Source organism: Lysobacter sp. HA18, from assembly GCF_054057595.1.
This window is the reverse complement of record NZ_JBSRZL010000001.1, coordinates 1,963,504-1,984,212: the sequence shown is the minus strand read 5'-3', so window position 1 is coordinate 1,984,212 and position 20,709 is coordinate 1,963,504. Positions and strand designations below refer to the sequence as shown.

Below are 20,709 nucleotides of genomic sequence, written 5' to 3'. Positions count from 1 at the left end.
CCAGTCCTCCAGCGGTCCTTGCGCCCGGCGCAGGGCGAGACAGCATGGCGATCGACGAACTTTTCGACGAACACGAACAGAGCCGGCGCGTCCAGGAATGGCTTCGCCGTAATGGCGGCGGCCTGATCGGCGGCGTCCTCCTCGGCTTGGCCGCAGTAGGCGGCTGGAAGTTCTGGCAGCAGCGCGAAGCGCAGGCCAGGATGAAGCAGGCCGACAGCTACCAGGCTGCGAACGATGCGGTGGATCGCGACGGCGCCAAGGCCGCATCGCGCGTCAACGCGTTGCCGCAGGGCATCTATCGCAGCCTCGCGGCGTTGCGCCTAGCCAAGGCGCAGGCGGACGCGAAGGATTCGGCGGGCGCAATTGCCACGCTTCGCGCGTCGATGCCGGATGACCCGTCGTTGCGCGCGATCGCGCAGCGTCGGATCGCGCAGCTGCAGATCCAGTCGGGCAAGGCCGCCGATGCACTCGCATCGCTGACCGCGAACGACGGCCCGACCGTCGAGCTCCGCGGTGACGCGCAGTTCGCTCTCGGTCAGGTCGACGCGGCGCGCGAGTCGTACCGTAAGGCGCTCGCGCTGACCGAGGTCGGCGCGCCCGAGCGCAAGCTGATCGAACTCAAGTACACCCAGGTCGGTGGCGAGCCCGCCCCGTCGCAGACACCGTGAGGCCCCATTTGATGAAGTCAGTCCACACCTTCTCCCCGTCCGGTCCCGTCGTTCGCGTCGCGCTGCTGGCGGCCGCGCTCGTTGCGATCTCGGGTTGCTCGACGATCGGTGGCTGGTTCAGCGGCAAGGATTCGAGCAAGAAGGCCGCAAAGCCGACCGAACTCGTCGCGATCACGCCGACGATGACCGTTGCGCAGTTGTGGAGCACCTCGGTCGGCGGTGGCGAAGGCCATCTCGGCCTGAAGCAGGGCCCCGTCGTCGACGGCGGCCACGTCTACGCGGCGGCGGTGAAGGGCGGCGTCTACGCGCTCGACCTGCAGACCGGCAAGGCCGTGTGGCACCACGACACCAAGATCCAGGTGTCGGGCGGCCCGGGCGTCGGCGAAGGTCTCGTCGTCGTCGGTGGCCTCGAAGGTGAAGTGATCGCGCTCGACGCCACAAGCGGCGCGGAGAAGTGGCACGCGAAGGTCGGCAATGAAGTCATCGCTGCGCCGACGATCAACCAGGGCCGCGTCTTCGTGCGCTCGGTCGACGGCCGCGTCACCGCGTTCGACGCCGCCACCGGCGAGCGTCGCTGGTTCTGGAACCACGACCTGCCGACGCTCACCGCGCGCGGCAACGACGGCGTTGCCCCGGGCCCGGGCGTGGTCTTCGTCGGTAACGACGACGGCACGCTGACGATGCTGTCGGTCACCGACGGCACGCCGCTGTGGAGCCTGCCGATCGCGCAGCCGGAAGGCCGCAACGAGCTCGAGCGCGTCGCTGACGTCGACGGCACCCCGGTGCTCGAGGGCGGCACGCTGTTCGCCACCAGCATGAAGAAGACGACGGCCGCCATTGATGCGCCGAACGGTCGCCCGATCTGGAGCGCCGAGCACGGCGGCCCGGGTCGTCCAGCGGTCGCCAGTGATCGCGTCGTAGTGACCGAGGCCGACGGTGGCGTGTTCGCGCTCGACAAGCAGAGCGGCGGCGCGTTGTGGCAGCAGCCGGCGCTCCTGCGTCGCGATGTCACGGCGCCTGCGATCGCGGGTGACGCGGCAGTCGTCGGCGACCTCGACGGCTATGTCCACTGGCTGCGACTGTCGGACGGCGCGTTCGCCGCCCGCATGCGCGCCGGCGGTGACGCGATCCTCGCGGCGCCGGTGGTGTCCGACGGCATCGTGCTCGTGCAGAACACCGACGGCCGCCTGACCGCGTTCCGCGCGCAGTAACCTTTGCAGCGGGCCGCGCAGGTGGCGATGCCACCGCGCGGCCCGTTTCGTTTTCCAGGCCCATCCGAGGTCGCACCATGCTCCCGCTCGTCGCCCTCGTCGGTCGTCCCAATGTCGGTAAATCGACGCTTTTCAACGTGCTGACGCGCACGCGCGATGCCCTTGTCCATGACGAGCCCGGCGTGACGCGCGATCGCAACTACGGCGTTGCACGCCCGGAGGGCCGCCCGCCGTTCGCCGTGGTGGACACCGGCGGCATTGCGGGCGAGGACGAAGGCCTTGCAGGCGCCACCGCACGTCAGGCGCGTTCCGCGGCCGAAGAAGCCGATCTCGTGCTGTTCGTGGTCGACGGCCGCGAAGGCCCGTCGTCGCTGGACGACGAGATCGTCGCGTGGCTGCGTCGCATCGGCCGCCCGACACTGCTCGTCGTCAACAAGACCGACGGCATCGACGCGCAGCAATCGCTCAACGAATTCGTGCAATACGGCCTGCAGGACAGCATCGCGGTCGCGGCTGCGCATCGCCATGGCGTGGACGCGCTGCTCGCGCGCGTCTACGAGAAGCTGCCGGAAGAGGGCGCAACGCCGATCCTCGATGACGATCCGACGCGCGTGCGTGTCGCGTTTATCGGTCGCCCCAACGTGGGCAAGTCGACGCTGGTGAATCGCGTGCTGGGCGAGGAACGCATGATCGCGTCCGAAGTGCCGGGCACGACGCGCGATTCGGTGTCGATCGACATGGAACGCGACGGTCGGCGTTATCGACTGATCGACACGGCGGGGCTGCGTCGCAGGTCGCGTGTCGACGAGGCGGTCGAAAAGTTCTCGGCGTTCAAGACGCTCGCGGCGATCGAGCAGTGTCAGGTCGCGGTCGTGCTTCTGGACGCGTCCGAAGGCATCACCGACCAGGACGCGACGGTGCTCGGCTATGCGCTCGACGCGGGCCGTGCGCTCGTCATCGCGCTCAACAAGTGGGACGGCCTGACCGACTATCAGCGCGAGCAGGCGCTGTCGGTGCTGTCGCGCAAGCTCGGCTTCGTCGAGTGGGCGGAGTCCGTGCGCATCAGTGCCAAGCACGGCACAGGCATGCGCGAACTGTTCGCCGCGGTGCATCGCGCACACGCGTCGGCCACGCGCCAGTTCAGCACTAGCGAAGTCACGCAGGCGGTCGAGATCGCCTATGAAACGAATCCGCCGCCGGTCGTGCGCGGGCATGTCGCGAAGATGCGGTTCGCGCATCCGGGCGCGAGCAATCCGCCGACCTTCATCATCCACGGCACGCGACTTCGCACGATCAGCGACACGTATCGTCGCTATCTCGAAAACTTCTTCCGCAAGCGGTTCAAGCTGGTCGGCACGCCAGTGCGCTTCATCTTCCGTGAAGGCAACAATCCTTACGAAGGCAAGAAGAACCCGCTGTCGGAACGGCAGGTCGCGAAGAAGCGCCGCCTGATCCGGCACGTCAAGCGGAAGTAATCAGCGCGCGGCACGTCGTTCCGGTCGCGTATCTGCGAGCGGCGTGCACTGCGGGACAATGCACTCATGATCCCGACCATCGCTCCGTCCGAAGCCCTTGAACGCCAGCGCGCAGGCGCGGTGCTGGTCGACGTGCGCGAGCGACACGAGCGTGCATCGGGCATGGCGACCGGCGCCATCGCATGCGCTTCCGCCGACCTTGCATCGACGCTCACGGACCGCACGCGCGAGATCGGCGTGATCTGCGAATCGGGCGTGCGATCGGCGAAGGCGGCGTCGCAGCTCCTCGAACTCGGCTACGTGCACGTGTTCTCCGTCGACGGTGGCACGCGGCGCTGGCGTGCGGACGGTTTACCGCTCACGCAGCCCGAAGGCGACGCCGATTTCTTCGATCGCTACTCGCGCCACCTGCGGCTGCCGGAGGTGGGTGTCGACGGGCAGGAACGGCTGCAGCATTCGCGCGTTCTCGTGATCGGCGCCGGCGGACTCGGTTCGCCGGTGGCGTATTACCTCGCTGCTGCGGGCGTCGGCACGTTGCGCATCGCGGACGACGACATCGTCGACCGCAGCAACCTGCAGCGGCAGATCCTGCATACCGATGCGCGCGTCGGCGTGCCTAAAGTCGAATCGGCGACGGTGGCGCTGCAGGCGCTCAATCCGCGACTGAAGATCGAAGGCGAGGTCACGCGGGTCACGTCCGACAACGTGGATGCGCTGCTCGATGGCGTCGACGTCGTCATCGACGGTGCCGACAACTTCCCGGCGCGCTACCTGCTCAACGATGCGTGCGTCCGCCACGCCAAGCCGCTGGTCTATGGCGCGGTGCATCGCTTCGAAGGCCAGCTGTCCGTGTTCGACGCCGGCGGCCATCGCGGCGAACGCCCTTGCTATCGCTGCCTGTTTCCCGAACCGCCGCCCGCCGAAGCCGCGCCGAACTGCGCTGAAGCGGGCGTGCTCGGCGTGCTGCCGGGCGTGATCGGCCTGCTGCAGGCGACCGAAGCCATCAAGCTGCTGCTCGGCATCGGCGAGCCGCTGGCGGGCCGCCTGCTGTATTTCGACGCGCTGGCCATGCGCTTTCGCGAAACACGGCTGCGGCCCGACCCCGGTTGTGCTGTCTGCGCGCCGGGCCGCTCGTTCACTGGCTACATCGACTACGCCCGGTTCTGCGCGGGCTGAGGCGATAATGCGCGCCCGCTCCCACGCCGCGCGCCGATGACCGACGATCGCCCGACCGCCCGCATCCTCGACGGCAAGCGCATCGCCGAGACGCTGCTCGACGAGCTGAAGGCGCGCGTCGACGTTCGCCTCGCGGCCGGCAAGAGCGCGCCCGGGCTCGCGGTGATCCTCGTTGGCGATGACCCGGCGTCATCCGTCTATGTGCGCAACAAGCGCCGCGCCGCGCAGAAGGTCGGCATCCGGGCAGTCGACCACGACCTGCCGGCGGACACGTCGGACGCGGACCTGCTCGCACTGATCGATCGGCTCAACGCCGACCCCGCGATCCACGGCATCCTGCTGCAGCTGCCGCTGCCGGATCGTCGCGATGCGTCCGCGCTGATCAACCGCATCGACCCGCGCAAGGACGTCGACGGCTTCCATCCGCAGAACGTCGGGCACCTCGTGCTGCGCGAGTTCGGGCTGCGGCCGTGCACGCCGCGCGGCATCACCACGCTGCTCGGCTATACCGACCAGCCCGTCCGCGGTCGCAGCGCGACGATCGTCGGCGTCAGCAACCACGTGGGCCGGCCCATGGCGCTGGAGCTGCTGATCGCCGGCTGCACGGTCACGTGCTGCCACCGGTTCACGCCGGCCGAAACGCTCGAGGCCGCGGTGCGCGGCGCGGACGTTCTCGTCGTCGCCGTGGGCAAACCCGGGTTGATTCCAGGCGAATGGGTGAAGCCCGGCGCAGTGGTGATAGACGTCGGCATCAACCGGCTGGATGACGGTCGCCTCGTCGGCGATGTCGGCTTCGCCGCGGCGGCGCAGCGCGCGAGCTGGATCACGCCGGTGCCGGGCGGAGTGGGGCCGATGACGGTCGCCACGCTGATGGAAAACACGCTGGACGCGTCCGAAGCGCTCGATCCCTGACGGCGATCGAAGTGCTGGCGGAGAGCTGGCAACTCGGAATTCCTCCCGCGCGCCGGCGCGTTCCAATTATTCGCCTGTGAAGGCGAGCGCGGCGGCGGTACAATGACGCGCTTCATCTTCCCGGGGCCGCCCATGCTGCGCATCCAGGCTGAAGCGCTCACCTTCGACGACGTCTCGCTCGTCCCCGCGCACTCGACAGTCCTGCCCAAGGACGTCTCGCTCGCGACCCGCCTCACCCGTGACCTCACCATCCGCCTGCCGATCGTTTCGGCGGCGATGGACACCGTGTCGGAAGCCAGCCTCGCGATCGCGATGGCGCAGCTCGGCGGCATCTCGATCATCCACAAGAACATGTCGGTCGAGCAGCAGGCCGCGCAGGTCGGGCAGGTCAAGAACTTCGAAGCCGGCGTCATCCGCGAGCCGTTCACCGTCGGCCCGGATACGACCATCGCGGAAGTGCTGAAGCTGACGCGCGCGCGCAACATTTCCGGCGTGCCGGTGGTCGACGAGAATGGCCAGCTGGTCGGCATCGTCACCAGTCGCGACATGCGTTTCGAAACGCAGCTCGCTGATCCGGTGCGCAACATCATGACGCGCAAGGATCGGCTCGTGACCGTGCGCGAAGGCGCGACGGACGACGAAGTACTCGGTCTTCTGCATCGCAACCGCATCGAGAAGGTGCTGGTCGTCAACGACGAGTTCGCGCTGCGCGGCCTGATCACCGTCAAGGACATCCAGAAGAAGCGCGACAACCCGAGCGCGGGTTACGACGCGGGCGGGCGACTGCTCGTCGGTGCGGCGGTCGGTGTCGGCGGTGATACCGAAGCGCGCATCGAAGCGCTTGTTGCTGCGGGCGTCGACGTAATCGTCGTCGACACCGCGCATGGCCATTCGCAGGGCGTGCTCGAGCGCGTGAAGTGGGTCAAGACGAAGTTCCCGAAGTGCCAGGTCATCGGCGGCAACATCGTCACCGGCGATGCGGCGCTCGCGCTGATGGATCACGGCGCGGATGCGGTGAAGGTCGGCGTCGGCCCCGGTTCGATCTGCACGACACGCATCGTTGCCGGCGTCGGCGTGCCGCAGATCACCGCGGTCGACATGGTCGCAGAGGCGCTGCAGGATCGCATTCCGCTGATCGCCGATGGCGGCATCCGCTATTCGGGCGACATCGGCAAGGCGATCGTGGCCGGCGCATCGAGTGTGATGATCGGTGGCCTGTTCGCGGGCACCGAGGAATCGCCAGGCGAAACCGAACTGTTCCAGGGCCGCAGCTACAAGAGCTACCGCGGCATGGGCTCGCTGGGCGCGATGGAGAAGGGGTCGAAGGACCGCTATTTCCAAGACGCGAGCGACGCCGACAAGCTCGTGCCGGAAGGCATCGAAGGCCGCGTGCCGTATCGCGGCCCGCTGCGTGGCGTCGTCCATCAGCTCGCCGGCGGTTTGCGCGCGACGATGGGTTACGTCGGCTGCGCGACTATCGAGGAGATGCGCAAGAAGCCGAACTTCGTACGCGTCACCAGCGCGGGCACGCGCGAGAGCCACGTGCATGACGTGCAGATCACGAAGGAACCGCCGAACTACCGTTCGTAGTTCGCAGCGGCCGCAACACGATGTCGACGGCCGCGATGTCGCGCCGTCGAAGTTCACCGTCCCGCGTGCCGGGACGCACCGGAAGACCGAGCGCGTGCACGACATCCACAGCGACAAGATCCTGATCCTCGACTTCGGCGCGCAGTACACGCAGCTCATCGCGCGCCGCGTGCGCGAACTCGGCGTCTACTGCGAGATCTGGGCGTGGGACCACGACCCCGCGGAGATCGCCGCGTTCGCGCCGAAGGGCATCATTTTATCGGGTGGTCCGGAATCGACCACGCTTCCGGGTGCACCGCGCGCGCCGCAGCAGGTATTCGACTCGGGCCTGCCGATCCTCGGCATCTGCTACGGCATGCAGACGATGGCCGCGCAGCTCGGCGGCGCGACCGAAGCCGCGGATGCGCGAGAGTTCGGACATGCGACCGTCGAACTGGTTGCAGCAGATTCGCTATTCGGCGATCTCAAGGATCATCCGGGCGCGCCGCCGCGCCTCGACGTGTGGATGAGCCACGGCGATCACGTGTCGAAGGCGCCGCCCGGATTCGTCATCACCGCACGCACGGATCGCATTCCGGTCGCCGCGATGGCGAACGAGGAGAAGCGCTGGTACGCGGTGCAGTTCCATCCGGAAGTGACACACACCAAGCAGGGGCAGGCGCTACTGCGACGCTTCGTCGTCGACATTTCGGGCTGCGCCACGTTGTGGACCGCGGCCGGCATCATCGAAGACCAGATCGCGCGCGTGCGTGCGCAGGTCGGCAGCGATGAAGTGATTCTTGGTCTTTCTGGTGGCGTTGATTCGTCGGTGGTCGCTGCGCTGCTGCATCGCGCGATCGGCGACCAGCTGACGTGCGTTTTCGTCGATACGGGCCTGCTGCGTTTCGAGGAAGGCGACCAGGTGATGGCGATGTTCGCCGAGCACATGGGCGTGCGCGTGATCCGCGTCAACGCGCGGGATCGCTATTTCGCCGCGCTCGAAGGCGTGGCCGACCCCGAAGCCAAGCGCAAGATCATCGGCGGCCTATTCGTCGACATCTTCGATGAGGAATCGACGCGGCTCACGAATGCGCGTTGGCTCGCGCAGGGCACGATCTATCCTGACGTGATCGAGTCGGCCGGCAGCAAGACCGGCAAGGCGCACGTGATCAAGAGCCACCACAACGTGGGTGGTCTGCCGGAGCACATGAAGCTCGGTCTCGTGGAACCGCTGCGCGAACTGTTCAAGGACGAAGTGCGCCGCCTCGGCCTCGAACTCGGACTGCCGCGCGAGATGGTGTATCGCCATCCGTTCCCGGGCCCAGGCCTTGGCGTCCGCATCCTCGGTGAAGTGAAGGCGGAATACGCGGAGATCCTCGCCAAGGCCGACCACATCTTCATCGACGAACTGCGGCGCCACGATCTGTACGACAAGGTCAGTCAGGCGTTCGCCGTATTTCTGCCGGTGCGGTCGGTCGGCGTTGTCGGTGACGCGCGTGCGTACGAATGGGTGATCTCGCTACGCGCCGTCGAGACGATCGACTTCATGACCGCGCACTGGGCACATCTACCGCACGAGTTCCTCGGTCACGTGTCGAGCCGGATCATCAACGAAGTGCGCGGCGTATCGCGCGTGGTTTACGACATCAGCGGCAAGCCGCCGGCCACGATCGAATGGGAATGAACCGCCTGCTTGCGAGCCATCGGCTCGCAGGCGGTTCATTGCCCGGCCCGCTGGGCCGGGCCGGGAGTTCGCAAAATCCGGTGCGCGACGCAACGCCTTTGAACACTCCCCGCACCGCATGACCACCCCGGCCACCACCGACGAACACTTCATCCGCGAAGCCCTAAACCTCGCGACACACGCCCGCGACGTCCACAACGAAATCCCGGTCGGTGCGCTGGTCGTCGACGCATCCGGCGCTATCATCGGCCGCGGCTTCAACCGCAACATCAACGACCACGATCCCAGCGCGCACGCCGAGATCGTCGCGATGCGCGAAGCGGGCAGGGCGGTCGGCAACCATCGTCTGATCGGCGCGACGCTCTACGTGACGCTCGAACCCTGTGCGATGTGCGCGATGGCGATGATCCATGCGCGCATCGCACGCGTCGTGTTCGGTGCGTTCGATCCGAAGACGGGCGCCGCAGGAAGCGTGTTCGACCTGCTCGCCGATCCGCGCCACAACCACCGCATCGACGTCACCGGCGGCGTTCTCGCCGACGAAGCCGGCAGCATGCTCACCGCATACTTCCGCGCGAAACGCGGACGACCCCCGGCCTAGGTGCGATGCCGCTGGATCTCGTGGTCCAGTTCTTCGTCGAAGCTGCGCACGGCCAAGCTGACTTCCATACCGAGAAGCAGGCTGGCGCCGAGCAGGAACGCGACGCCGAGAATTGCCAGCACTGTCGGCAACACGTCGAGGTGGTAACGCAGAAATGCGTCGATCGCGAGCGTCAGGCTGGTGCCGACGAAGCACCCCAGCGCGACGTAGAGCATCTGGCAGGCACGCAACACCAAGTGCGCGCGACGGCGATGACGGAGAACGCGCAGGTCACGCGCGGCGGGATCGGGCGCGACGTGCTGCCATTCCACGATCAAGGCGCGCAGGCGATCGACCACCCGCGCGAGCCGCGCATTGGCCGAGACCAGCATCGAGCCCGTGGCTGTCATCAGCAGCGCGCGGGGCGAGCATGGTGGTAAGGATCGCGTAGTGGCCGGCGTTGAGGATCGGGTTCATCGCGTCGTGCTCCGTGATCGCTGGATTATGATGCGCACGACACCGCAAGGACCACGCGCATGAGCGATCTCCGCACCCAGGGCCAGCGCCTCATCTGGATCGACCTCGAGATGACCGGCCTCGACACCGACAACGATTCGATCCTCGAGATCGCCACTGTCGTCACCGATGCGGAGCTCAACATCCTCGCCGAAGGGCCCGAACTGGCCATCGCGCATCCGGTCGAGCGCCTTGAAGGCATGGACGACTGGAACCGCAACCAGCATCGACGCTCGGGGCTGTGGGAGCGCGTGGTTACGCAGGGCGTATCGATGGCTGACGCCGAAGCGCGCACCGTCGAATTCCTCAACCAGTGGGTCGCACCGAGCGCGTCGCCGATGTGTGGCAACTCGATCTGCCAGGATCGCCGCTTCCTGCATCGCTTAATGCCGCGCGTGGAAAAGCATTTCCACTATCGCAACCTAGACGTCAGCACGATCAAGGAACTCGCGCGCCGCTGGGCGCCGCAGGTTTCGTCCGGCGTCCACAAGGAATCCGCGCATACCGCGCTGAGCGACGTCCGCGACTCGATCGCAGAGCTGCGTCATTACCGTCAGTTCATGGGACCGCTCGGCGGCAACGCCGCATAACGCGGAACTTCCGCCGCCGCATCGCATCGAACCCGCGGGATTCGTTGCAGGGATGTGGCGATGGAGCGAACAGACCGACGTGACCGTTTGCTTGCGCTGGTGCTCGCTGCACTGGCGCAGCTTGCATTCGTGGTGATGCTGCTGCGCTTCGTGCCGATGTCGAGTGTGCGGGCCACGAAGGACGATGCGCTGGTCGTCGAATACCTGCCGCGAAAAGAGCGTGTGCCGATCGCGCGAGAAGTTGCATCACACGAGATCGCATCCATCGTGACCGCGCGTCACAGGCATGCCGCCCAGGTCACCGTCGAATTTGATGCGCAGCGCGCCCCGGCCGCACGCGACAGTGAGGAGGTCGCAACCGCGGCAGCGCCGCTTGATCTGCGTGTTCCGGAACCGTCAGTGACCGATCACTTCGCGACGCGTGAGAAACTCAGAGCGCCGCCGATCGACGGGAGACGAACCCGCTTCGCGGATGCTTGGCAAGGCGGCGGTACCCTGCTGGACGAGGCGCGGGCACGATCGGGCGTCGTGCGTATCGCGACGTCGCTGTTCGGCGGGCCGCCGCGTCACTGCAACGAAGTCGAGCGTCGACTCCGCAAGCCGAACTGCCTGCCGGAGCCGGAAGACGAGCCGGTCGACCCCTGAAACGAGCGAAGCCCGCTTTCGCGGGCTTCGAGATAGTGGCGTCCCCACGGGGATTCGAACCCCGGTCGCTACCGTGAAAGGGTAATGTCCTAGGCCTCTAGACGATGGGGACGCTGTAGCAAACTTCGCTAGGCGCGACACCGGGCGTGTTACATCGGCCTATGCCCGGCCTCTAATTTTTACTTCCAGATGGTGGAGCCAGCCGGGATCGAACCGGCGACCTCTACAATGCCATTGTAGCGCTCTCCCAGCTGAGCTATGGCCCCACGCGCTGGAGAGCCGGCATATTAGTGAGCGACCCCGGCACCGTCAAGCATCGTCGACGATTTCTTCACGTTCTTCGACCGGAATCGCGCCTTCGAATCGCAGCGTCGTCGGGCCATGGCCACGTTCGCCGAGGTACTGCAGCCACTTGCCGAGAAACGTGTTCATCCGCATGCGGTGACCGAGCAGCCGTTCGGGCGTCGGGTTGAGCCCGATCACGTCCTGCCAGCGGCGACCGACATAGCAATGGGTCGCTTCCGCTTGTTTGGCGTCGTGATAGAGCCGCACGTAGGCGGACGGATCGGATTCACCAGTGACCGGGTCGCGCATCGCGTAGGTCAGGCGGATTTCGCTCGTGTACGGATGCTGGCCCATCACGTCGACGCGGACGGGCACGCCGTCACCGATATCCGATACCCAGCGACCTTCGCCCAGGTTACGGATATCGAAAAGCCGCCCCAGGCGGCCGTGGTTTTCGGCGTACAGGGCCATCAGCCAGGCGAAGCGGCTGAGTCGCGGAACGAGGCGTTTGCGGGCGACGAGCTGGGACATGGATCGACTCTACACGCCCGTTGTCCACGAGAGTGCGACGGCGTCCGACCCGTTCAGCGAGCGACGGGAACACCGTCACAGCGCAGCTAGAACATCTCGCGCTGCAGGCCGAGCGTGGTCAGCACCTTGCTCGCGATCTCCTCGATCGAGGTGTGCGTCGTACTCAGCGTGGGGATGCGTTCGGCGCGGAACATGGCTTCCGCCGCAGCGACTTCGCGACGGCAGGTTTCCAGCTGCGCATAGCGCGAATTCGGGCGACGTTCCTGGCGGATCTGCTGCAGGCGCGCGGGATCTATCGTCAACCCGAACAATTTGTGCCGATAGGGACGCAGACGCGGCGGAAGACGGTCGTGCTCGAGGTCTTCCTCGGTCAGCGGATAGTTCGCTGCACGCACGCCGTAATGGAGCGCGAGGTAGATGCAGGTTGGCGTCTTGCCTGCGCGCGACACTGCGACGAGCACCAAGTCCGCATCGGCGTAGTCGAGGCTCTGGCCGTCGTCGTGCGTCAGCGTGAAATTGATGGCGTCAATTCGGCGGTGATAGCGCTCAAAATCGACCATGCCGTGCGCGCGGCCGACGTGGCGCTGTCGCGTCTGCTCGAGTTCGCGCTCCAGCGGCTCGATGAAGGGCGCGAACACGTCGAGCATCAGCGCGCCGCTCTCGATCAGCGCGGCGCTGATTTCCGGGTCCACGCACGAGTTGATCACGATCGGTCGGACACCATGGCGTGCTCCGGCCTCGCGGATGCGCGCCACCGTGTCCTGCGCGCGCTCGAGCGAATCGACGAACGAAATGCGCGTGGTGTCGAACCGCGTCTCGGTGAACTGGGTGAGCACGCTGTGGCCGATGGTCTCGGCGGTGATGCCGGTGCCGTCGGAGACGTAGAAAACGGGGCGGACTTCGCTCATCGAGATACGCGCCAGACGTTGGTCGGACAGGAAAAACCCCGGCAAATCAAGCTTGTATGCGCGGGACGCAGCGGCGATCATATCCGCTATTCGCCGGCGGTCGCGCCCGAAAACACCCTTGGAGACGGTCTTGAACGAGAACATCCTGTGGTTGCACGCGCTTCGCCTGTCGGACCTGGCGCGCGTCGGCGGCAAGAACTCCTCGCTCGGCGAGATGATCGGCAACCTGGCCGGGCTCGGTGTGTCGGTGCCCGGCGGCTTCGCGACCACCGCGGAGGCGTTCAAGGATTTCATCGCGCATAACGACCTGCACCAGCGCATCTTCGATCGACTGGCCACGCTCGATGTCGAGGACGTGCACGCATTGACCGCGGCCGGCGGCGAGATCCGTGGCTGGGTGATCGATGCGCCGCTGCAGCCCGAACTTGATCGCGACATCCGCGCGGCGTATCGCCAGCTGTGCGGCGAGAACGGCGGCGGCGATGTCGCCGTCGCGGTGCGTTCGTCGGCGACGGCGGAAGACCTGCCGGATGCGAGCTTCGCGGGCCAGCAGGAGACCTTCCTCAACGTGACGGGCGAGGACGACGTCGTCCACAAGGTCAAGGAAGTTTTCGCGAGCCTCTACAACGACCGCGCGATCGCGTATCGCGTGCACCACGGCTTCAAGCACGAAGACGTGTTCCTGTCCGCTGGCGTGCAGTTGATGGTGCGTTCGGACGTCGGTTCGTCCGGCGTGTTGTTCACGCTCGACACCGAGTCCGGTTTCCGCCAAGTGGTGTTCGTCACCGCGAGCTACGGCCTCGGCGAGATGGTGGTGCAGGGCGCTGTGAATCCCGACGAGTTCTACGTCTACAAGCCCACGCTGCGCGACGGCAAGAAGGCGATCCTGCGCCGCACGCTCGGTGCGAAGCAGTTGCGCATGGTCTATTCCGACGTGGCGGGTGAGCGCGTGCGCACCGAGCCGACGCCGGACGAACTGCGCAACCGTTTCTGCGTCAGCGACGAAGACGTGCAGGAGCTGTCGAAGCAGGCGCTCGTCATCGAACAGCATTACGGCCGCCCGATGGATATCGAGTGGGCGAAGGACGGCGTCAGCGGCAAGCTCTTCATCGTGCAGGCGCGCCCCGAGACCGTGAAGTCGCGCGCGCATGCCACGCAGATCGAGCGTTACCAGCTGATGCAGCGCGGGCCCGTGGTGTGCGAGGGGCGTGCGATCGGCCAGAAGATCGGCACCGGCGTCGCCCGCGTCGTGCGTTCGCTCGACGACATGAGCCGCGTGCAGCCGGGCGACGTGCTCGTCGCTGACATGACTGACCCCGACTGGGAGCCGGTCATGAAGCGTTCGGCTGCGATCGTCACCAATCGCGGTGGCCGTACCTGCCACGCCGCGATCATCGCGCGCGAACTCGGCGTTCCGGCGGTCGTCGGTACCGGCAACGCGCTCGATACGATCAAGGACGGCCAGCAGGTCACCGTGAGCTGCGCCGAAGGCGATACCGGTTTCATCTACGACGGCGAACTGCCGTTCGATCGCAATGTTGCCGACCTCGAGCACATGCCGCCAGCGCCGCTCAAGGTGATGATGAACGTCGCTAACCCCGAGCGCGCGTTCGACTTCGCGATGCTGCCGAACGCGGGTGTCGGTCTTGCGCGCCTCGAGATGATCATCGCCAGCCACATCGGCGTGCATCCGAAGGCGTTGCTCGAATACGGCCGCCAGGATGCGGAAACCAAGAAGAAGATCGACGCGAAGATGGCCGGCTATTCCAGCCCGGTCGACTTCTACGTCGATCGTCTCGCCGAAGGCATCGCGACGATCACGGCGTCGGTCGCGCCGAACCCGGTGATCGTGCGTCTGTCGGACTTCAAGTCGAACGAGTACGCCAATCTCATCGGCGGCGCGCGTTACGAGCCGCATGAAGAGAACCCGATGCTCGGCTTCCGCGGTGCGAGCCGTTACGTCGATCCGTCGTTCGCAGAAGCCTTCGCGCTCGAGTGCCGCGCCGTGCTTAAGGTGCGCAACGAGATGGGCCTGAAGAACTGCTGGGTCATGATCCCGTTCGTGCGCACGCTGGACGAAGGCCGCAAGGTGGTCGAAGTGCTGCGCAAGAACGGCCTCGTGCAGGGCGAGGACGGCCTGAAGATCATCATGATGTGCGAGGTTCCGTCGAACGCGCTGCTGGCGGACGAGTTCCTCGAGATCTTCGACGGCTTCTCGATCGGTTCGAACGACCTCACGCAGCTGACGCTCGGCCTCGATCGCGACTCGGGCATCGTCGCGAACCTGTTCGACGAACGCGATCCGGCGGTCAAGAAGCTGCTGTCGATGGCGATCCAGGCCGCCAAGCGAAAGGGCAAGTACGTCGGCATCTGCGGGCAGGGCCCGAGCGACCATCCTGACCTCGCGCAGTGGCTGATGGAGGAGGGCATCGAGTCGGTGTCGCTGAATCCGGATACGGTGGTCGATACGTGGCTGCGGCTTGCTAAGGCGAAGGCCGCGGGCTGATTTGCAGCGTCGTCGCGATAAGAAAAAGCCCCGCTTCGGCGGGGCTTTTCGTTGCAGCGCATGCGGTGATCAGGGGCGCGCGTGGTCGATCGTCAGTGCGGTCTTTGCGTCGGACGCGACCTGCAACGCGGGTGATTCGAGATCGCCCGATTGTGCATTGGCGACACCGCTTCGGGACGCGCGCGCGATGATTTCAACGTTCTGCAGCTGCGAAAGTCTGCGTGTTGGCATCGGGCTGTCGGCGTCGGATAGCGTGATCGTGGTCGGCAGGTCGCCGACGATAAGGCGCTTGGCCGCGACGGGCATCGGCATCCCGCCGGGTTCGCGCGCAAGCACGAAGACCGCGGCGTCGGCGGGGAGATCGCGACGCAGTGCCGGTGCGATGTCGACGCGGATCGTCAGCACGCGTGCCTTCGGAACGGCGGACTCCGGCAGCGGCGGCAGGCCTGCTTCGCGGCGTGCGTCGTCGATCTGCGTGCGCAGTGCGCCTGCAGTGGCCGGGTCGACCGCGGCGAGCAGTGGTTGCCACGTCACTGCTGCATCCGCAGCAGCACCGGCCTGGCGTTGCGCGACACCGAGGAACCATCGCGAACGCTGGTGTGTCGGCTGGATTTCGAGGGCGCGACGCAGCATCGCGATCGATTCCGGGTCGAAGCGTCGGCCCGGCGCAGCGATCGCGCGCGCTTCGGCGGCCTGTGCGAGCAGGTCGGGATCGCGCGGCGCGTAACGCAACGCCTGTGAGTACGCGCGCACGACGTCGGCTGGGCGGCCTTCGGCGCGGTACGCATCGGCAAGCAGTCGCCAGCCGTCCGGCTGCACGGGATTGCCGGCGAGTTCGCGTTCGAGGCGGTCGACCGCGGACGATAGCGTGTCGACCGGATGCACGTTGGCCGGATCAAGCGCGGCCGGCGTACCGACGAGGAGGTACAAGGCCGACACCGAGACGAGCGCCGCGCCGGCAACCACACCACCCAACGTAGGACGTCGACGGATCAGCGGCCAGAACGCGAACACGAGGACGACGAGACCGAGCGCGAGCGCCGCGACGATGAAAGCGTTCGACATCACCATTCGCCGTTGTCCTCGGAAGCTGCCACGGGCGTGTCGACGCGCGCACGCGAACGATCACGGGCGACGCGCCAGACGATGCCGCCCCCCGCGAGCAGAATGAGCACCGGGCCGAACCACAGCAGCCACGTCGACGGTTCGACTTCGGGGTTGTAGAGCACGAACTGTCCGTAGCGGTCGACCAGGAAGCGACGGATCTCGTCGTCGCTGCGGCCTTCGCGCATCAGCTGCAGGATCTCGCGACGTAGATCGATTGCGATGAGGGCTTCGGAATCGGCGATCGACTGGTTCTGGCACATCACGCAACGCAGCTGATGCGTGAGGTCGCGGAAACGCGTTTCCTCGGCCGCATCGCGGAACTGCAGCGGACGACGGTCGGCGACCTGTGCGGTCGCAGTCCCGATGACGAGCAACGCGGCGAGCAGCGCGAACAGGACCCTACGCACCACGTTCGGTCTCCAGACCCTGCAGCTGCGGGAGCAGTTCGTCGCGGATGATCGCGTCGGTGAGCGGGCCGACGTGCTTCCAGCGCACGCGGCCCTGTGCATCGATCAGAAAGGTTTCAGGCGCGCCGTAGATGCCGAAGTCGATCGCCGTCGTGCCGGCTTCGTCGGCGATGACCAGCCAGTACGGATTGTTGAACTGCTCGAGCCAGCGCAGCGCGTCCTCTCGCGTGTCCTTCACGTCGTAGCCGATCACACGCACGCGTTTGGTTTCCGCGAAGTGCGTGATCACTGGATGCTCTTCACGGCACGCGGGGCACCAGCTGCCCCAGACGTTGAGCACGTACGGCGCGCCGCGCAGGTCGGCTGCGCGCACGATGCGCTGCGGCTGATGCAGCGAAGGAAGTGCGAACTCGGGCGCGGCCTTGCCGACCAGCGGAGACGGCAGTGCTTCGCGATCGGGCTTGCGGCTGAGCCACACGCCGGCGGCGAGGAGCACGGCGAGCACGGCGAACACGGCGAGCGGTATCCAGCGGGCACGCGTCACGGGGTGGCTCCGGCTGTCGCTGCGTCGTCCGCAGGCACGGCAGTCGGCGCGCGTGCGTTGCGGAACCGTCGATCGAACGCCGCTGCGAGTCCGCCCAGCGCCATCAGCAGCGCGCCGCCCCAGATGAAGCGAACGAACGGCTTGACGTGCACGCGCACCGCCCACGAGCCGCCGCCGAGCGATTCACCGAGCGCGACGTAAAGATCGCGCGCAACCCCCGGGCGGATCGCCGCTTCCGTCATGACCTGTCCGCCGCTTGCGTAGGTGCGCTTCTCGGGATGCATGGTGTCGATCGCGCGGCCACCGTCCGAGACGATGACCGTGCCCCGGTCGGCAACGTAGTTCGGGCCTTGGCGACGTTCGACGCCGTCGAAGCGGAATTCATAGCGACCCAGCGCGACGGTTTGCCCCGGCTTCAACGCGAGTTCGTGCTGCTGCGCCATGCCTTCGACAAGCAGTGCGCCCGCAAGGAAGACACCCAGCCCTGTGTGCGCGAGGATCATGCCGACCATTTCGCCGGTGAACCGTCCGCCGGTATTCCGGACGCGCTGCACGACGAAGCGCACAGTGCCGAGCACCACCCAGACGACGCCGACCAGCGCGAGCGCCGACTTCCACCCGCCCTGCGGCAGCAGGACGAAGGCCGCGACGCCCGACAGCACCGCAAGCACCGCGAGCGGCGCAAGGAGCCTTGCGGGCCGCGACGGTTCCTCGCGCTGCCAACGCGTCAGCGGGCCGAACGGAAGCAGCAACGCGAGCAGCGCGACGAGCGGGATGAAGAACGAGGCGAAGTAGGGTGGGCCGACCGAAATCTTGCCCATGTCCAGCGCATCAGCCAGCAGCGGGTACAGCGTGCCGAGCAGCACCATCGCGCACGAGGCGCTGAGCAGGACGTTGTTCACCAGCAGCAGCGTCTCGCGCGAGTACATCGCGAAGTAGCGCGGCGGCGCGGCGCTGTTATCGGGCGCCTTCAACGCGTAGAGCAGCAGCGAGCCGCCGACCACGATGCCGAGGAAGATCAGCACGAACGTGCCGCGCGTCGGGTCGGCCGCGAACGCGTGCACGCTGGTCAATACGCCGGAGCGCACGAGGAACGTGCCGAGCAGCGACAGCGAGAACGCTGCGATCGCGAGCAGCAACGTCCAGCCGACGAAGCCGCCGCGCTTCTCGGTCACCGCCTGCGAATGGATGAGCGCGGTGCCGGCGAGCCACGGCATGAACGACGCGTTCTCGACCGGGTCCCAGAACCACCAGCCGCCCCAGCCGAGTTCGTAGTACGCCCACCACGAACCGAGCGCGATGCCGACGGTGAGGAAGGCCCAGGCGATGTTCGTCCACGGACGCGTCCAGCGCAGCCAGCGCGTGTCGACATCGCCTTCGAGCAGCGCGGCGATCGCGAATGCGAAAGGCACCGAGAATCCGACGTAGCCCGTGTAGAGCATCGGCGGGTGGATGATCAGGCCCGGATCCTGCAGCAGCGGATTGAGGTCGCGACCTTCGATCACCGCCGGCAGCAGCCGAACGAACGGGTTGCTGGTAAAGATCAGGAACGCGAGAAAGCCGACCGCGACGATGCCCATCACGCCGATCACGCGCGCGACGACGTGGCGCGGCAACGCGCCGGAGAACGTCGCGACCGCGCCGGTCCACAGCGCGAGCACCAGTGCCCAGAGCAGCAGCGAGCCTTCGTGCGAACCCCAGACCGCCGAGAAGCGATAAGGCATCGGTAGCAGCGAATTGCTGTTCGAGGCGACGTACTTGACCGAGAAGTCCTGCGTCACGAACGCATAGGTGAGCACGCCGAACGCGATCGCGATGCAGCCGAGCTGCGCGTACGCCGTTGGCCGCGCGAGGTCCATCCACGCGCCGATGCCGCGATGCGCGCCGATCAGCGGAAGCGTCGCCTGTGCGATCGCAACGACGAATGCCAGCAGCAGCGCTAACTGGCCGATTTCAGGCAGCATCGAAATATTCCGTCACTGCATCGCTTCGGCGGGCGCCGACTGTGATGGCACCGCCGCGTTGTCGGCTACGTCATGCTTGCGGTGCGCCTTGCCCATCTTCTCGGCGACTTCCTTCGGCATGTAGGTCTCGTCGTGCTTGGCGAGCACCTGCTCCGCGACGAAACGGTCGCCCTGCATGTGGCCCGTCGCGATCACCGCCTGGTCCTCGCGGAACAGGTCGGGGAGGATGCCGGTGTAGACGACCGGCATGACGCGATCGCCGTCGGTGACGTCGAAGTGCGCTTCCATCGAGCCCTGCGCACGCTTGAACGAACCGCGCGCGACCATGCCGCCGAGGCGGAACTTGCTGCCGCCATCGCGCACCTGCGCACCGGCTTGCCCGCCGAAGATTTCCGACGGCGTATAGAGGTAGGCCACGTTGCGCTGCAGCGCCATCGCGACGAGCGTGGCCGCGAGGCCGGCGCCCAGCACGAGCGCGACGAGCCACATCAGGCGGCGACGACGGATCGGGTTCATTGCGTTTCCATGGAACGTTTCGGACGCGCACGGGCGGCGTCGCGCGATTCGCGTCGCTTGGCGGCGCGAAGGTGACGAATGATCTGCACGCGCGTCGACAGGAAATCCCAGCCGAGCACGACGGCGAAGACGGCGTAGGCCGCAGCGACGTAGTTCGCGTACGTCATCGCGCAGCTCCCGCGGCCTGTGCGACCCAGTGCTTGCCGGACTCGCGACGCAGGTTGTCCGCGCGCGCACGCGCCAGCAGTGCGCCGACGAACCAGATGTGCGTGCCGATCGTCATCCAGATCAGCGGCGCCATCATCGACGCATCCATCGACGACTTGCCGAACAGTCGGATCGTCTGGCCCTGGTGCAGCGAGTTCCACCAAACCACCGAGTAATGAATGATCGGCAGCAGCACGACGCCGACGATCGCGAGGAACGACGCCGCGCGCGCGGCGATGCGGCGGTCATCGATAGCGCCGTAGATGCCCATCACGCCGAGGTAGAGGAAGAGCAGGATCAGTTCCGTGGTCAGGCGCGGGTCCCAGTCCCACCACGTGCCCCACATCGGCTTGCCCCAGATCGAGCCGGTGACCAGAGTGATCAGGGTGAACGCGGCGCCGATCGGCGCGCAGGCCATCGCCAGTATTTCGCACAGCTTGATGCGCCAGATCAGCGCGACCGCCGCGTACAGCGCCATCGCGGCGAATACGGCCATGCTCATCCAGGCCGACGGCACGTGGATGTAGAGGATGCGGAAGCTGTCGCCCTGCTGGTAGTCGGCGGGCACGGTGAACAGCGCGCCGTAGATGCCGACCAGCATCGCGAGCAGACCCAGCCCATAACCCCACGGCGCCCATCGCGCGGCGAAGCGGTCGAAGTAGGGCGGCGAGCCGAGTTGGTGGAACCAGCGGACCAGCGGATTCATGC

The 20,709-nt window shown here is 66.7% G+C and carries 21 protein-coding genes and 2 tRNA genes; 11 read left to right on the top strand and 12 right to left on the bottom strand.

What is annotated here, in order from left to right; translation table 11 throughout:
* Positions 1-44 precede the first annotated feature (44 nt).
* From ACVWWW_RS09870 to tadA, 8 genes are all read left to right on the top strand, one after another.
* On the top strand, positions 45-668 hold the full coding sequence (locus ACVWWW_RS09870) for a tetratricopeptide repeat protein (protein ID WP_027082183.1): 624 nt from the start codon (positions 45-47) through the stop codon (positions 666-668).
* A gap of 11 nt (positions 669-679) precedes the next feature.
* Positions 680-1,879, top strand: coding sequence for an outer membrane protein assembly factor BamB (gene bamB / locus ACVWWW_RS09865; protein WP_027082184.1), 1,200 nt, complete (start codon positions 680-682; stop codon positions 1,877-1,879).
* Positions 1,880-1,956: 77 nt separating this feature from the next.
* Positions 1,957-3,354 (top strand): ribosome biogenesis GTPase Der, encoded by a 1,398-nt coding sequence (der, locus tag ACVWWW_RS09860; protein ID WP_027082185.1) that lies wholly within the window; start codon positions 1,957-1,959, stop codon positions 3,352-3,354.
* 48 nt (positions 3,355-3,402) lie between these two features.
* Positions 3,403-4,530, top strand: coding sequence for a molybdopterin-synthase adenylyltransferase MoeB (gene moeB / locus ACVWWW_RS09855; protein WP_081671961.1), 1,128 nt, complete (start codon positions 3,403-3,405; stop codon positions 4,528-4,530).
* A 36-nt stretch (positions 4,531-4,566) separates the two neighbouring features.
* Positions 4,567-5,442 (top strand): bifunctional methylenetetrahydrofolate dehydrogenase/methenyltetrahydrofolate cyclohydrolase FolD, encoded by an 876-nt coding sequence (gene folD, locus ACVWWW_RS09850; protein ID WP_027082187.1) that lies wholly within the window; start codon positions 4,567-4,569, stop codon positions 5,440-5,442.
* Between the two features lie 132 nt (positions 5,443-5,574).
* Positions 5,575-7,032, top strand: a complete 1,458-nt coding sequence (gene guaB, locus ACVWWW_RS09845) for an IMP dehydrogenase (RefSeq protein WP_027082188.1) — start codon at positions 5,575-5,577, stop codon at positions 7,030-7,032.
* A gap of 94 nt (positions 7,033-7,126) precedes the next feature.
* Positions 7,127-8,695 (top strand): glutamine-hydrolyzing GMP synthase, encoded by a 1,569-nt coding sequence (gene guaA / locus ACVWWW_RS09840; RefSeq protein WP_027082189.1) that lies wholly within the window; start codon positions 7,127-7,129, stop codon positions 8,693-8,695.
* Between the two features lie 118 nt (positions 8,696-8,813).
* Positions 8,814-9,296, top strand: coding sequence for a tRNA adenosine(34) deaminase TadA (gene tadA / locus ACVWWW_RS09835; protein WP_027082190.1), 483 nt, complete (start codon positions 8,814-8,816; stop codon positions 9,294-9,296).
* Here tadA and ACVWWW_RS09830 read toward each other — a convergent pair.
* Complete coding sequence (locus tag ACVWWW_RS09830; RefSeq protein WP_456998686.1) at positions 9,293-9,685, bottom strand: DUF2721 domain-containing protein; 393 nt, start codon at positions 9,683-9,685, stop codon at positions 9,293-9,295. The genes tadA and ACVWWW_RS09830 overlap by 4 nt on opposite strands.
* A 126-nt stretch (positions 9,686-9,811) precedes the next feature.
* On the opposite strand from ACVWWW_RS09830, the gene orn reads away from it, so the two are divergent.
* Together orn and ACVWWW_RS09820 are read left to right on the top strand one after the other, a co-directional pair.
* A complete protein-coding gene (gene orn, locus ACVWWW_RS09825; RefSeq protein ID WP_027082192.1) occupies positions 9,812-10,381 on the top strand; it encodes an oligoribonuclease in 570 nt (189 codons plus the stop codon).
* Between the two features lie 129 nt (positions 10,382-10,510).
* Entirely contained in the window at positions 10,511-11,026 is a 516-nt protein-coding gene (locus ACVWWW_RS09820) for a hypothetical protein (protein ID WP_155914161.1), read from the top strand.
* Positions 11,027-11,062: 36 nt separating this feature from the next.
* Here the strand turns inward: ACVWWW_RS09820 and ACVWWW_RS09815 are convergent.
* The 4 genes from ACVWWW_RS09815 to ppsR form a co-directional block, all read right to left on the bottom strand.
* Positions 11,063-11,138 (bottom strand) — tRNA-Glu (locus tag ACVWWW_RS09815).
* Positions 11,139-11,216: 78 nt separating this feature from the next.
* A tRNA-Ala gene (locus ACVWWW_RS09810) sits at positions 11,217-11,292 on the bottom strand.
* Between the two features lie 43 nt (positions 11,293-11,335).
* Complete coding sequence (locus tag ACVWWW_RS09805; protein ID WP_027082194.1) at positions 11,336-11,842, bottom strand: DUF1249 domain-containing protein; 507 nt, start codon at positions 11,840-11,842, stop codon at positions 11,336-11,338.
* An 86-nt stretch (positions 11,843-11,928) separates the two neighbouring features.
* Complete coding sequence (gene ppsR / locus ACVWWW_RS09800; protein WP_027082195.1) at positions 11,929-12,750, bottom strand: posphoenolpyruvate synthetase regulatory kinase/phosphorylase PpsR; 822 nt, start codon at positions 12,748-12,750, stop codon at positions 11,929-11,931.
* A 130-nt stretch (positions 12,751-12,880) separates the two neighbouring features.
* Here ppsR and ppsA point away from each other — a divergent pair, with 130 nt between their 5' ends.
* Positions 12,881-15,256: a phosphoenolpyruvate synthase gene (ppsA, locus tag ACVWWW_RS09795; RefSeq protein WP_027082196.1), complete on the top strand. Its 2,376-nt coding sequence runs from the start codon at positions 12,881-12,883 to the stop codon at positions 15,254-15,256.
* A gap of 69 nt (positions 15,257-15,325) precedes the next feature.
* Here the strand turns inward: ppsA and ACVWWW_RS09790 are convergent, their stop codons facing one another.
* The 7 genes from ACVWWW_RS09790 to ACVWWW_RS09760 are packed head-to-tail and all read right to left on the bottom strand — an operon-like array spanning position 15,326 to position 20,707.
* The gene (locus ACVWWW_RS09790) at positions 15,326-16,321 is read right to left on the bottom strand and encodes a tetratricopeptide repeat protein (RefSeq protein ID WP_456998685.1); all 996 of its coding nucleotides are present in this window, start codon (positions 16,319-16,321) and stop codon (positions 15,326-15,328) included.
* A complete protein-coding gene (locus tag ACVWWW_RS09785) occupies positions 16,321-16,770 on the bottom strand; it encodes a cytochrome c-type biogenesis protein (protein ID WP_027082198.1) in 450 nt (149 codons plus the stop codon). The genes ACVWWW_RS09790 and ACVWWW_RS09785 overlap by 1 nt, the downstream gene beginning before the upstream one ends.
* Positions 16,763-17,314 carry a DsbE family thiol:disulfide interchange protein gene (locus tag ACVWWW_RS09780; RefSeq protein WP_027082199.1) on the bottom strand — a complete coding sequence of 184 codons (552 nt, stop codon included), beginning with the start codon at positions 17,312-17,314 and terminating at the stop codon, positions 16,763-16,765. The genes ACVWWW_RS09785 and ACVWWW_RS09780 overlap by 8 nt, the downstream gene beginning before the upstream one ends.
* Positions 17,311-19,278 carry a heme lyase CcmF/NrfE family subunit gene (locus ACVWWW_RS09775; RefSeq protein ID WP_027082200.1) on the bottom strand — a complete coding sequence of 656 codons (1,968 nt, stop codon included), beginning with the start codon at positions 19,276-19,278 and terminating at the stop codon, positions 17,311-17,313. The genes ACVWWW_RS09780 and ACVWWW_RS09775 overlap by 4 nt, the downstream gene beginning before the upstream one ends.
* Before the next feature lie 12 nt (positions 19,279-19,290).
* The gene (gene ccmE / locus ACVWWW_RS09770; RefSeq protein ID WP_027082201.1) at positions 19,291-19,794 is read right to left on the bottom strand and encodes a cytochrome c maturation protein CcmE; all 504 of its coding nucleotides are present in this window, start codon (positions 19,792-19,794) and stop codon (positions 19,291-19,293) included.
* Complete coding sequence (gene ccmD / locus ACVWWW_RS09765) at positions 19,791-19,961, bottom strand: heme exporter protein CcmD (RefSeq protein WP_081671963.1); 171 nt, start codon at positions 19,959-19,961, stop codon at positions 19,791-19,793. Before ccmD ends, ccmE begins: the two co-directional genes overlap by 4 nt.
* On the bottom strand, positions 19,958-20,707 hold the full coding sequence (locus ACVWWW_RS09760; protein WP_027082202.1) for a heme ABC transporter permease: 750 nt from the start codon (positions 20,705-20,707) through the stop codon (positions 19,958-19,960). The genes ccmD and ACVWWW_RS09760 overlap by 4 nt, the downstream gene beginning before the upstream one ends.
* Positions 20,708-20,709 lie beyond the last annotated feature (2 nt).

Bases quoted from the DNA above. Each gene is read 5' to 3' on its own strand.
- ACVWWW_RS09830 (WP_456998686.1), bottom strand. From the start codon at position 9,685: ATGACAGCCACGGGCTCGATGCTGGTCTCGGCCAATGCGCGGCTCGCG.
- folD (WP_027082187.1), top strand. From the start codon at position 4,567: ATGACCGACGATCGCCCGACCGCCCGCATCCTCGACGGCAAGCGCATC.
- guaB (WP_027082188.1), top strand. From the start codon at position 5,575: ATGCTGCGCATCCAGGCTGAAGCGCTCACCTTCGACGACGTCTCGCTC.
- ppsR (WP_027082195.1), bottom strand. From the start codon at position 12,750: ATGAGCGAAGTCCGCCCCGTTTTCTACGTCTCCGACGGCACCGGCATC.
- ACVWWW_RS09775 (WP_027082200.1), bottom strand. From the start codon at position 19,278: ATGCTGCCTGAAATCGGCCAGTTAGCGCTGCTGCTGGCATTCGTCGTT.
- ACVWWW_RS09805 (WP_027082194.1), bottom strand. From the start codon at position 11,842: ATGTCCCAGCTCGTCGCCCGCAAACGCCTCGTTCCGCGACTCAGCCGC.
- bamB (WP_027082184.1), top strand. From the start codon at position 680: ATGAAGTCAGTCCACACCTTCTCCCCGTCCGGTCCCGTCGTTCGCGTC.
- ccmE (WP_027082201.1), bottom strand. From the start codon at position 19,794: ATGAACCCGATCCGTCGTCGCCGCCTGATGTGGCTCGTCGCGCTCGTG.
- ccmD (WP_081671963.1), bottom strand. From the start codon at position 19,961: ATGACGTACGCGAACTACGTCGCTGCGGCCTACGCCGTCTTCGCCGTC.
- ACVWWW_RS09870 (WP_027082183.1), top strand. From the start codon at position 45: ATGGCGATCGACGAACTTTTCGACGAACACGAACAGAGCCGGCGCGTC.
- ACVWWW_RS09760 (WP_027082202.1), bottom strand. From the start codon at position 20,707: ATGAATCCGCTGGTCCGCTGGTTCCACCAACTCGGCTCGCCGCCCTAC.
- ACVWWW_RS09790 (WP_456998685.1), bottom strand. From the start codon at position 16,321: ATGTCGAACGCTTTCATCGTCGCGGCGCTCGCGCTCGGTCTCGTCGTC.
- tadA (WP_027082190.1), top strand. From the start codon at position 8,814: ATGACCACCCCGGCCACCACCGACGAACACTTCATCCGCGAAGCCCTA.
- der (WP_027082185.1), top strand. From the start codon at position 1,957: ATGCTCCCGCTCGTCGCCCTCGTCGGTCGTCCCAATGTCGGTAAATCG.
- orn (WP_027082192.1), top strand. From the start codon at position 9,812: ATGAGCGATCTCCGCACCCAGGGCCAGCGCCTCATCTGGATCGACCTC.